This is a genomic window from Pseudomonas xionganensis, from assembly GCF_009763245.1.
Taxonomy (GTDB): Bacteria; Pseudomonadota; Gammaproteobacteria; order Pseudomonadales; family Pseudomonadaceae; genus Aquipseudomonas; species Aquipseudomonas xionganensis.
On the sequence record NZ_WKJZ01000001.1, the window covers coordinates 1,203,096 to 1,214,708 of the forward strand.

Sequence of the window (11,613 nt, forward strand, 5' to 3'; positions counted from 1 at the left end):
ATGTCGCACCAATCCGATCTGATCAGCGAAGACATCCTCGCTTACCTGGCCCAGCACGAGCGCAAGGAATTGTTGCGCTTCCTCACCTGCGGCAACGTCGATGACGGCAAGAGCACCCTGATCGGGCGTCTGCTGCACGACTCCAAGATGATCTACGAAGACCACCTGGAGGCCATCAGCAAGGACTCCAAGAAGGTCGGCACCACCGGTGACGATATCGACCTGGCCCTGCTGGTCGACGGTTTGCAGGCCGAGCGCGAGCAGGGCATCACCATCGACGTGGCCTACCGCTACTTCAGTACCGCCAAGCGCAAGTTCATCATTGCCGACACCCCCGGCCATGAGCAGTACACCCGCAACATGGCCACCGGGGCATCGACGTGTGACCTGGCGATCATCCTGATCGACGCCCGTTACGGCGTGCAGACCCAGACCAAGCGCCACAGCTTTATCGCCAGCCTGCTGGGCATCAAGCATATCGTCGTGGCCATCAACAAGATGGACCTCAAGGGCTTCGATCAGGGCGTTTTCGAGCAGATCAAGGCCGATTACCTGAAGTTCGCCGAAGGTATCGCGCTCAAGCCCAGTTCCCTGCACTTTGTGCCCATGTCGGCCCTGAAGGGCGACAACGTGGTCAACAAGAGCGAGCAGTCGCCCTGGTATGACGGCCAGTCGCTGATGGAAATCCTCGAAACCGTGGAAGTCGCCGGCGACCGCAACTTCGACGACCTGCGCTTCCCGGTGCAGTACGTCAACCGCCCCAACCTGAACTTCCGCGGCTTCGCCGGCACCCTGGCCAGCGGCATCGTGCGCAAGGGTGACGAAGTGGTTGCCCTGCCGTCGGGCAAAGGCAGCAAGGTCAAATCCATCGTCACTTTCGAGGGCGAGCTGGAGCAGGCCGGCCCTGGCCAGGCGATTACCCTGACCCTGGAAGACGAGATCGACGTGTCCCGCGGCGACATGCTGGTGCATGCCGACAACCGCCCGCAGGTCAGCGACAGCTTCGAGGCCATGCTGGTGTGGATGGGCGAAGAGCCGATGCTGCCGGGCAAGAAATACGACATCAAGCGCGCCACCAGCTATGTGCCGGGCTCGATCCCGAGCATCGTCCACCGGGTCGATGTCAACACCCTGGAAGAAGGCCCGGCCAGCAGCCTGCAGCTCAATGAAATCGGCCGGGTCAAGGTCGCCCTGGATGCGCCTATCGCCCTCGATGGCTACGCGCACAACCGCACCACTGGCGCCTTTATCGTCATTGACCGCCTGACCAACGGCACCGTCGGCGCCGGCATGATCATCGCCGATCCGGTCGGTGCCCAGGGCGGCGGCCACCACGGCAAGCTGGCCCATGTTTCCACCGAGGAGCGTGCCGCGCGCTTCGGCCAGCAGCCGGCCACCGTGCTGTTCTCGGGCCTGTCCGGCGCCGGCAAGAGCACCCTGGCTTATGCGGTGGAGCGCAAGCTGTTCGACATGGGTCGCGCTGTGTATGTGCTCGATGGCCAGAACCTTCGCCATGACCTGAACAAGGGCCTGCCCCAGGATCGCGCCGGGCGTACCGAGAACTGGCGGCGCGCCGCCCAGGTGGCCAAGCAGTTCAACGAGGCCGGTCTGCTGACCCTGGCCGCCTTTGTCGCCCCGGATGCCGAAGGGCGTGAACAGGCCAAGGCCATCGTGGGTGCCGAACGCCTGCTCACCGTCTACGTGCAGGCGTCACCCCAGGTCTGCCGTGAGCGTGACCCTCAGGGTCTGTATGCCGCCGGCGGTGACAATATCCCGGGCGAATCCTTCCCCTATGACGTGCCGCTGGATGCCGATCTGGTGATCGATACCCAGGCCGTGTCGCTGGAAGAAGGTGTTAAACAGGTGCTGGAGTTGCTGCGTTCGCGCGGCCTGATCTAAGCCGCAGTGTCACAAGAAGCCCCGCCGAGCGCGGGGCTTCTTGTTTGTGGAGGGTTTCGCCCAGGGCTGTGATTGAGCCTTGCTTTTCGGCTATGAGCCGCTCCGGCATCGCCGTGGCGTTCCGCACAACAAAAAGCCCCGCCTGTTTTAGGACAGGCGGGGCTTTTGCTGGTGGCTGCTGCAGTTACTTGTTCTTCAGGCCGTAGCTCTCATCCAGCATGCCCGGCACGTCGGCGCTTTTCGGTGCGTAATCCTTGGGCATTTCCGTGTGTGCCGGCGCTTTCAGGCGTTCGCGTTTTTCGCCACTTTCCTCGGTGTGCAAAGTAGCCAGCAGGCGCTGGCGGGTCAGTTCGTCCAGGGCCAGGCGGTTGGCGCCTTCGGACAGGTGCTGCTGCACGTCCAGTTGGGTCTGGCTGAGCTTCTTGACCAGATTGGCGGTGGTATTGAAGTGGGTCACCACCTCACTCTGGTAAGCGTCGAAACGCTGCTGGATCTCGTCCAGTTGGCGCTGGGTGCGGCCCGGGGCGGCATTGGGGGCCAGGCGGGCGATGACAAAGCCAATGGCAATGCCGGCTACCAGGGTAACGGCGGGTAGCAACCAGGCGGTGAGCGTCTGTTCCACGAGTCCTTCCTCTCTAAACGGCTTTGCTTTACGTTAACGGCTCGAACCTGTGCTGTATACCGCAATGCAATGCCGAAACGGTTGCGGTGATCTGTATTGGCACAGGTAGTTTGCTAGACGAGTCGCCCCGGTTCGGGGTCACGGAGTTCCCTGTTGCTTAACCGCGAAACCCCCGTTTTGATTCCCGGCCCCTGCGGCCAGCTGGAAGCCCTCTCGCTTGAAGTGCCCGATGCCCGTGGCGTGGCGCTGATCTGTCATCCCAACCCGGTGCAGGGCGGCACCATGCTCAACAAGGTGGTGTCCACCGTGCAGCGCACCGCCCGTGATGCCGGCTATCACACCCTGCGCTTCAACTATCGGGGTGTCGGCGCCAGTGCCGGCAGCCATGATATGGCCAGTGGTGAGGTGGACGATGCCGAGGCCGTGGCCGTCTGGCTGCGCGCGCAGTACCCCGGGTTACCTCTGACCCTGCTGGGCTTTTCCTTTGGCGGCTTTGTTGCCGCGGCCCTGGCCGGGCGCCTGGAAAATCAGGGGCAGGCCGTGGCCCAGCTGTTTATGCTGGCCCCGGCGGTGCAGCGGCTGACAGCGGATAACCCGCCGCTGCAGGGCGTACCGCTGACCCTGATTCAGCCCGAGGTGGACGAGGTGATCGACCCGCAGGCGGTTTATGCCTGGTCCGCCGACCTTGGGCGTGCCCATGAGCTGCTGAAAGTGGCAGAATGCGGCCACTTTTTTCACGGCAAGCTGACTGAGCTGAAGGACCTCCTTCTGCCGCGTCTGTAAGCCGGGTGCCATGCACCGCAATGCCGGTGCGCACGGCGCACCCTACTGACACGATGGCTGACGCGGCCCCGGCACGCGCGCTCATCCAGATGGTCCAAGCAAAGCGAATCTGAATATGACCACTCGTATCCTTACCGGCATCACCACCACCGGCACCCCGCATCTGGGCAACTACGCGGGCGCCATCCGTCCGGCCATCGTTGCCAGCCGCGCGGCCGACGCCGACTCCTTCTACTTCCTGGCCGACTACCATGCCCTGATCAAGTGCGATGACCCGGCACGCATTCAGCGTTCGCGCCTGGAGATTGCCGCCACCTGGTTGGCCCTGGGCCTGGATACCGACAAGGCGACCTTCTACCGTCAGTCGGATATCCCCGAGATTCCGGAGCTGTGCTGGCTGCTCACCTGTGTCGCCGGCAAGGGCCTGCTCAACCGTGCCCACGCCTACAAGGCCTCGGTGGACAAGAACGTCGAAGCCGGCGAAGACCCCGATGCCGGTATCACCATGGGTCTGTTCAGCTACCCGGTACTGATGGCGGCGGACATCCTGATGTTCAACGCGCACAAGGTGCCGGTCGGTCGCGACCAGATCCAGCATGTGGAAATGGCCCGCGACATCGGCCAGCGCTTCAATCACCTGTTCGGCAACGGCCGCGAGCTGTTCACCCTGCCCGAGGCGGTGATCGAGGAAGAAGTGGCGACCCTGCCCGGCCTCGATGGGCGCAAGATGAGCAAGAGCTACGACAACACCATTCCGCTGTTCGGCACTGCCAAGCAGCTCAAGGACGCCATCGCCCGCATCGTCACCGACTCGCGCGCGCCGGGCGAGCCCAAGGATGCCGACGGCTCGCACCTGTTCACCCTGTACCAGGCCTTCGCCAGCCAGGCCCAGCAGGCCGAGTTCCGCGCCGAGCTGGAAGGTGGTTTGGCCTGGGGCGAGGCGAAGAACCGCCTGTGCCAGCTGCTGGAAAACGAGTTGGGCGAGGCCCGCGAGCGCTACAACGCGCTGATCGCCCGGCCAGCGGACCTGGAGGATATCCTCCTGGCCGGCGCCGCCAAGGCGCGCAAGATCGCCACCCCCTTCCTCGGTGAGCTGCGCGAGGCGGTGGGCCTGCGCTCGTTCCGCGAGCAGGTGCAGGTGAGCGGCGGCGAGAAGAAAAAGGCGACCAAGAGCGCGCGCTTTGTCAGCTTCCGCGATGACGACGGCAGCTTCCGCTTCCGTCTGCTGGACGCTGGCGGCGAGCAGTTGCTGCTGTCCAAGTCCTTCGCCGATGGCAAGTCGGCCGGCCTGGTGAACAAACGGCTGCAGTCCGGCGAGGCGCTGGATGTGCGCGAGCTGGACGGCGGTTTTGGCGTGTGGCTGGAGGGCGAATGCGTGGCGCAAAGCCCGGATTTTGCCGACGCCACAGTGCGTGAGGCGGCCATTGCCCGTTTGCGCGAGGCCCTTGCGCCGCAGGAGTAAGGCCGTAGGCCACGGCATGATTGCCAATCCACGGGGGCGTCGCTAAAGTGACGCCCCCGTTTTACTTGCCCGGCTAACGAATCATGACTCCCATCGAGCGCTATCAGGCCGACCTCAAGCGGCCCGACTTCTTCCATGATGCGGCCCAGGAAAATGCCGTTCGGCATTTGCAGCGTCTGTACGACGAGCTGGTGGCTGCCGATCAGGGCAAGACAGGCCTGTTTGGCAAGCTGTTCGCCAAGAAACCCCAGGGGCCGGTCAAGGGGCTCTATTTCTGGGGTGGGGTAGGGCGCGGCAAGACCTATCTGGTCGATACCTTCTTCGATGCGCTGCCGTTCAAGCAGAAGATGCGCACCCACTTCCACCGCTTTATGAAGCGCGTGCATGAGGAGATGAAGACCCTCAAGGGCGAGAAGAACCCGCTGACCATCATCGCCAAGCGCTTTGCCGACGAGGCGCGGGTGATCTGCTTCGACGAGTTTTTCGTCAGCGACATCACCGACGCGATGATCCTCGCCACCCTGATGGAAGAGCTGTTCAAGAACGGCGTCTCCCTGGTGGCCACCTCCAATATCGTCCCGGATGGTCTGTACAAGGATGGCCTGCAGCGTGCGCGCTTTCTGCCGGCTATTGCCTTGCTCAAGCAGCACACCGAGATCGTCAATGTCGACAGCGGCGTGGACTACCGCCTGCGCGCCCTGGAGCAGGCCGAGCTGTTCCACTGGCCCCTGGATGCCGAAGCCGAGGTGAGCCTGGACAAGAGCTTCCGCAGCCTGCTGCCGGAGCATTGTTCGGTGCAGGAAAACGAGGCGCTGATCATCGAGAACCGCGCCATCACCGCGCGCAAGGTCGGTGATGACGTGGCCTGGTTCGAGTTCCGCGAGCTGTGCGACGGCCCGCGCAGCCAGAACGACTACATCGAGCTGGGCAAGATCTTCCACGCGGTGATCCTGGCCAATGTCGAGCAGATGAGCGTGGCCAAGGAGGATATGGCGCGCCGCTTTATCAACCTGGTGGACGAGTTCTACGATCGCAACGTCAAGCTGATCATCTCCGCCGAGGTGGAGCTGAAAGACCTGTACACCGGCGGTCGCCTGACCTTCGAGTTCCAGCGCACCCTGAGCCGCCTGCTGGAGATGCAGTCCCACGAATTCCTCTCGCGGCCGCATAAGCCCTGAAGACTAACGCAGCATAAAAAAGGCGACCCGAGTGGTCGCCTTTTTCGTGTTCGCTGGTGCGCACGGCGCACCCTAGGGTTTGCCGCGATCCGCTTAGGGTGCGCTGTGCGCACCGGCATTGGTTCAGTTCTGCGCCAGTTGCTGCTCGTACTGGGCCAGCATTTTCTGCGCGTAGGCCACTTCCAGGGCTTCCATGGCGTTGATCGGCTTGATCGCCACGGCGCGCTTGAGGTGCTGCAGCGCCTTGGCCTGCTCGTCCTTGCCATACACATAGGCCAGGGCGTTGGCGTATTCGTAGTGGCCGATCGGCAGGTCGTCGCGGGCCTGGAAGCTGCGGCTGAAGTACTTCTCCATATTGTCCGCGCTGACCCCATAGGTCATGCGCCCGACCAGCTTGCCCACCTTGCGGATCACCCCGGCCTCGTAGCCGCCATACAGTGCCAGGGCGAAGGGCTGGTTCGGCTGCTTGGCCAGCAGGGCCTTGAGCTCATCGGGGATCTGCGAGGTGTAGCCGCGCTTGAGCACCACCGGTACCGACAGCTCTTCACCCAGTCGTGCCTTGGCATAGACGCGGCCGAACTGGGCCACGGTATCGGCCTGGACCAGGTCGCCGGCCTGGTCGGTGTAGGTGATCACTTCTTCCAGCAGCTTGTGCTTTTCGGCCTGGTCGGGCACCAGGAACATGGCGTAGACCACCTGGGCGAACATCGCCGGGATCTGCCCGCCGACGCCCAGAGCCAGGCCTTGTTGCTTGGCCTCGGCAAAGTCGCCACGGAACATCAGGCGCCAGACATCCTGCAGTTGCTCGGCATAGGCTTCGGCTTCTTCCGGCTTGCCGGTAAAGCCGGTGTCGGCCAGCACGGTCTTTTCCAGGGCCTCGGGGTGGCTGGTGGCCATGCTAATGACCCAGTCGGCATCGGGGAAGGGGTAGTCAGTGCCGAAGCCCCGGGTCAGCTGCGGCCAGGCCTGACGCAGTTTGTCGCCGGAGTAGTCGTAGGCGCTCTGGTCATAGGGGAAGGGCTTCCAGTTGTCGGCCGCTACCGCGCTGAGGCTGGTGGCGGCAAGCAGGGCAATCAGGGTGCGGCGCATGGGGGTCAACCTATTGTTGTTATCAGTGCCCCCGATCATAGGTAGGTGTTCGACGACCACCTACCCATCCAAGGATCAGTACGGCTGCGCTGCGGTAACAGTGTTCTGCTTCAAGGATGACCGTCCTTGTGCTGGAACTGGCGACGGTACTGATTGGGCGACAGCTCGGTGTGCTGGCGAAACAGCCGGGCGAAGAAGCTGGCGTCGTCGTAACCCACTTCATAACTGATGGTCTTGATGCTCTTGCGGGTGGCGCTGAGCAGGCTCTTGGCCGTTTCGATGCGCAGACGCTGCAGGTAGTGCAGGGGCTTGTCGCCCGTGGCGGCCTGGAAACGGCGCATAAAGTTGCGGATGCTCATGCCGTGCTCCCGCGCCACGTCCTCGAAGCGGAACTTGTCGGCGAAGTGATCCTCCAGCCATTGCTGGATCTGCAGGATGGTCATGTCCTGATGCAGCTTCTGCCCGCCGAAGCCGATGCGACCGGGGGCATAGTTGCGCTGCACTTCGTAGAGGATGTCGCGGGCCACGCCCTGGGCCACACTGGCGCCGCAGAAACGTTCGATCAGGTAGATATACAGGTCGCAGGCCGAGGTGACGCCACCGGCGCAATACAGGTTGTCGGCATCCGACAGGTGTTTGTCACGGTTGAGCAGCACCCTGGGGAAGCGCTCGGCAAATTCGTCGAAGAAACGCCAGTAGGTGGTGGCCTCCTTGCCGTCGAGCAGGCCGGCCTGGGCCATCCAGAACACCCCGGTGGCCTCGCCGCAGATCAGGCTGCCGGCTGCATGACGCGCACGCAACCAGCTGAGCACCTGGGGGTGGCGTTGGCACAGGGCATCAAAGTCGTCCCAGAAGGCTGGGAGGATGATCAGTTCGGCCTCGTCCAGGGCGCCATCCACCGGCAGCTGTACTTCACTGAAGCTGCGCACCGGCTGACCGTCCGGGCTGACCAGGTTGATTTCGAAGCTGGGGGTCAGGCCGCGGCCTTGCTGCTTGCCGAAGCGCAGGCTGGCCATATGGAAGAAGTCCTTGGCCTGCATCAAGGTGGAGGCGAAGACGCCATCGGTGGCGAGAATGCTGACGCGACGCAGGGCGGTCGCTGAAGACTGATTGGGCATGGCTATTATTCTTTTAAGGCTAAGCGGTCATGGTCTGGCTGGATCGTCTTATTTTTTGTCGCTTGTGTCCAGTGTGACCAAGCGTTTGCTTGGCTAAAGTCGAGGCCACTTTCCAACGCCCATTTCGCAGGTGCCGCCATGATCCCCAGAACGATTTTCAGCTCCGAGCACGAACAGTTTCGCGACAGCGTGCGCAAGTTCCTTGAGCAGGAGGCCGTGCCTTATCACGCCCAGTGGGAGAAGGATGGGCATATCGATCGCGCCCTGTGGAACAAGGCGGGGGAGGCGGGCATGCTCTGTTCGCACATTCCGGAGGAATACGGCGGCATGTCCGCGGATTTCCTCTACAGTGCCCTGGTGATCGAGGAGGTCGGCCGTCTGGGCCTGACCGGCATCGGCTTCTCCCTGCATTCGGACATTGTTGCGCCCTATATCCTGCATTACGGCAGCGAGGCGCAGAAACAGCACTACCTGCCCAAGCTCGTGAGCGGCGAGATGGTCACCGCCATCGCCATGACCGAACCGGGTGCCGGCTCCGACCTGCAGGGGGTGAAGACCACCGCGGTGCTGGACGGTGATGAGTATGTGATCAATGGCTCGAAGACCTTTATCACCAACGGCTGGCTGGCTGATCTGGTCATTGTGGTGGCCAAGACCGATCCCAAGGCCGGGGCCAAGGGCACCAGCCTGTTTCTGGTGGAGGCCGGCACGCCGGGCTTTTCCAAGGGCAAGCGCCTGGAAAAGGTCGGCATGAAGGCCCAGGACACCTCCGAGCTGTTCTTCCAGGATGTGCGCGTACCCAAGGAAAACCTGCTGGGCCAGGCCGGCATGGGCTTCGCCTACCTGATGCAGGAGTTGCCCCAGGAACGCCTGACCGTGGGCGTCGGCGCCCTGGCTTCGGCCGAAGCTGCACTGAAGTGGACCCTGGACTACACCCGTGAGCGCAAGGCCTTCGGCAAGCCGGTGGCGGACTTCCAGAACACCCGCTTCAAGCTGGCCGAGATGGCCACCGAGATTCAGGTCGGTCGCGTGTTTGTCGATCGCTGCCTGGAGCTGCACCTGAACAAGAAACTGGATGTGCCGACGGCGGCCATGCTCAAGTACTGGGGCACCGACCTGCAGTGCAAGGTGCTGGATGAGTGCGTGCAGCTGCACGGTGGCTACGGCTATATGTGGGAATACCCGGTGGCGCGGGCCTGGGCCGATGCGCGGGTGCAGCGCATCTATGCCGGTACCAATGAAATCATGAAGGAGATCATCGCCCGCGCGTTGTGATCCATGGTGGAACAACAGAAGCCCGGCATTGGCCGGGCTTCTTGTCGTCAGGGGGCCGGGTTGGGCTGGGCCCGGTGAATGGCCTCGATCCCGGCCAGTAGCTCGTTGGAGAGCTGCAGCTCACTGCTGGCCAGGTTGCTGTTCAGTTGCTCCAGGCTGGTGGCGCCGATGATATTGCTGGTCACGAAGGACTGTGCCGTCACGAATGCCAGGGCCATCTGCGCAGGGTCAATGCCGTGCTCGCGGCCCAGGGCGACATAGCGCGCGCAGGCCGCTTCCGCTTGCGGGTTGGTGTAGCGCGAGAAGCGGCTATACAGGCTCAGGCGTGCGCCAGCCGGACGAGCACCGTCGGCGTACTTGCCGCTAAGCATGCCGAAGGCCAGGGGTGAATAGGCCAGCAGGCCACATTGCTCGCGCATGGCGATTTCCGCCAACCCCACCTCGAAGCTGCGGTTAAGCAGGTTGTAGGGGTTCTGGATCGATACGCAGCGCGGCCAGCCCCGTTGCTCGGCCAGTTGCAGAAACCTCATGGTGCCCCAGGGTGTTTCATTGGACAGGCCGATCTGGCGGATCTTGCCGGCTTTGACCTGTTCATCCAGGGCCTGCAGGGTTTCCTCCAGTGGGGTGAAATCGCTGTCCTGGTGCTGGTAGCCAAGCTGGCCGAAGTAGTTGGTCGGGCGCTCCGGCCAGTGCAGCTGATAGAGGTCGATCCAGTCGGTCTGCAGGCGCTTCAGGCTGGCATCCACGGCGGCGCTGATATGGGCGCGGTTGTGCTTGAGCTGGCCGTCACGGATATAGCCGATGCCATTGCCGGGGCCGGCGATCTTGCTGGCCAGTACCCAGTCGGCACGATCGCCGCGTTGCCTGAAGTAATCGCCGATGATCTGCTCGGTCTTGCTGTAGGTCTCGGCCCGTGGCGGCACCGGGTACATCTCGGCGGTGTCGATAAAATTAACTCCGTAGGCCTTGGCCCGGTCGAGCTGGGCGAAGGCGTCGCGGGCGTCGTTTTGTTCACCCCAGGTCATGCTGCCCAGGCAAATGGCGCTGACCTTGATGTCGGTGCGGCCCAGTTGGCGGTAGTGCATGGCAAGCTCCTTGAAACTGATTGGCATAATCAGGTTGAAATTATCCTGGCGATCTGCATAATTGCGCACCTCTTTCTGCAGTGGAAGTGATGCGCCGCCTGCCGAAGAATCTTGCCGAGTAACGGACGCGCTGACCCGAGCCCCCGATAGCGCCTGTTTTCGGCTGCCTTTGACCTTGTCAAAGTACGCACTATTCAGTAAGATCCGCCGTCTTATTTATCAGGGCGGCCCCTGAGGCTATAAAGAATGAAAACTTTTACTGCTAAACCGGAAACAGTAAAGCGCGACTGGTACGTCGTCGACGCTGCAGGTCAGACCCTGGGTCGTCTGGCCACCGAAATCGCGAGCCGTCTGCGTGGCAAGCACAAGCCTGAGTACACCCCGCACGTTGATACCGGCGACTACATCGTCGTGATCAATGCTGAGCAAGTGCGTGTGACTGGCGCCAAAACCAGCGACAAGATGTACTACTCCCACTCCGGTTTCCCGGGCGGCATCAAGGAAATCAGCTTCGAGAAGTTGATCGCCAAGGCCCCTGAGCGCGTGATCGAGACCGCGGTTAAAGGCATGCTGCCGAAGAATCCGCTGGGTCGCGACATGTACCGTAAGCTGAAAGTCTATGCGGGCGCTGCTCACCCCCATACTGCTCAGCAGCCCCAAGAACTGAAGATTTAACGGAATAGTTCATTATGTCGGCGACTCAAAATTACGGCACTGGCCGTCGCAAGACTGCAACCGCTCGCGTTTTCCTGCGTGCTGGTACTGGCAAGATCTCCATCAACAATCGCACTCTCGATACCTTCTTCGGTCGTGAAACTGCCCGCATGGTAGTTCGTCAGCCGCTGGAACTGGTTGAGATGACCGAGAAGTTCGACGTGTTCGTCACCGTTATCGGTGGTGGTGTGAGTGGTCAGGCTGGCGCAATCCGCCACGGCATCACCCGCGCCCTGATGGACTACGACGAAGCGCTGCGTCCGGCTCTGCGTAAGGCTGGCTTCGTGACTCGCGATGCCCGTGAAGTTGAACGTAAGAAGGTCGGTCTGCGTAAAGCACGTAAGCGTCCTCAGTACTCCAAGCGTTAATTCGCTACCGAGTGCAGAAA

11 protein-coding genes are annotated in these 11,613 nt (G+C 62.4%); 7 read left to right on the plus strand and 4 right to left on the minus strand.

Annotated elements, in window-relative coordinates:
- A complete protein-coding gene (gene cysN, locus GJV18_RS05455; RefSeq protein WP_160343690.1) occupies window positions 1-1,899 on the plus strand; it encodes a sulfate adenylyltransferase subunit CysN in 1,899 nt (632 codons plus the stop codon).
- A 184-nt stretch (window positions 1,900-2,083) separates the two neighbouring features.
- Here the strand turns inward: cysN and GJV18_RS05460 are convergent, their stop codons facing one another.
- Complete coding sequence (locus tag GJV18_RS05460; RefSeq protein ID WP_160343691.1) at window positions 2,084-2,521, minus strand: YhcB family protein; 438 nt, start codon at window positions 2,519-2,521, stop codon at window positions 2,084-2,086.
- 153 nt (window positions 2,522-2,674) lie between these two features.
- On the opposite strand from GJV18_RS05460, the gene GJV18_RS05465 reads away from it, so the two are divergent.
- From GJV18_RS05465 to zapE, 3 genes are all read left to right on the plus strand, one after another.
- Window positions 2,675-3,304, plus strand: coding sequence for an alpha/beta hydrolase (locus GJV18_RS05465; RefSeq protein WP_178113415.1), 630 nt, complete (start codon window positions 2,675-2,677; stop codon window positions 3,302-3,304).
- 115 nt (window positions 3,305-3,419) lie between these two features.
- A complete protein-coding gene (locus GJV18_RS05470) occupies window positions 3,420-4,766 on the plus strand; it encodes a tryptophan--tRNA ligase (RefSeq protein WP_160343692.1) in 1,347 nt (448 codons plus the stop codon).
- Window positions 4,767-4,849: 83 nt separating this feature from the next.
- Entirely contained in the window at window positions 4,850-5,944 is a 1,095-nt protein-coding gene (gene zapE / locus GJV18_RS05475; RefSeq protein ID WP_160343693.1) for a cell division protein ZapE, read from the plus strand.
- Between the two features lie 123 nt (window positions 5,945-6,067).
- On the opposite strand, the gene GJV18_RS05480 is transcribed toward zapE, so the two are convergent.
- Together GJV18_RS05480 and GJV18_RS05485 are read right to left on the minus strand one after the other, a co-directional pair.
- Entirely contained in the window at window positions 6,068-7,033 is a 966-nt protein-coding gene (locus tag GJV18_RS05480; protein WP_160343694.1) for a hypothetical protein, read from the minus strand.
- A gap of 110 nt (window positions 7,034-7,143) precedes the next feature.
- Window positions 7,144-8,049, minus strand: a complete 906-nt coding sequence (locus GJV18_RS05485) for a GlxA family transcriptional regulator (protein WP_178113441.1) — start codon at window positions 8,047-8,049, stop codon at window positions 7,144-7,146.
- A gap of 240 nt (window positions 8,050-8,289) precedes the next feature.
- Here GJV18_RS05485 and GJV18_RS05490 point away from each other — a divergent pair, with 240 nt between their 5' ends.
- The gene (locus GJV18_RS05490; RefSeq protein WP_160343696.1) at window positions 8,290-9,426 is read left to right on the plus strand and encodes an acyl-CoA dehydrogenase family protein; all 1,137 of its coding nucleotides are present in this window, start codon (window positions 8,290-8,292) and stop codon (window positions 9,424-9,426) included.
- 47 nt (window positions 9,427-9,473) lie between these two features.
- Here the strand turns inward: GJV18_RS05490 and GJV18_RS05495 are convergent, their stop codons facing one another.
- Window positions 9,474-10,511 carry an NADP(H)-dependent aldo-keto reductase gene (locus GJV18_RS05495; protein ID WP_160343697.1) on the minus strand — a complete coding sequence of 346 codons (1,038 nt, stop codon included), beginning with the start codon at window positions 10,509-10,511 and terminating at the stop codon, window positions 9,474-9,476.
- 246 nt (window positions 10,512-10,757) lie between these two features.
- Here GJV18_RS05495 and rplM point away from each other — a divergent pair, with 246 nt between their 5' ends.
- A complete protein-coding gene (gene rplM, locus GJV18_RS05500; protein WP_160343698.1) occupies window positions 10,758-11,186 on the plus strand; it encodes a 50S ribosomal protein L13 in 429 nt (142 codons plus the stop codon).
- A 14-nt stretch (window positions 11,187-11,200) separates the two neighbouring features.
- The gene (gene rpsI / locus GJV18_RS05505; RefSeq protein ID WP_160343699.1) at window positions 11,201-11,593 is read left to right on the plus strand and encodes a 30S ribosomal protein S9; all 393 of its coding nucleotides are present in this window, start codon (window positions 11,201-11,203) and stop codon (window positions 11,591-11,593) included.
- Window positions 11,594-11,613: the final 20 nt, after the last annotated feature.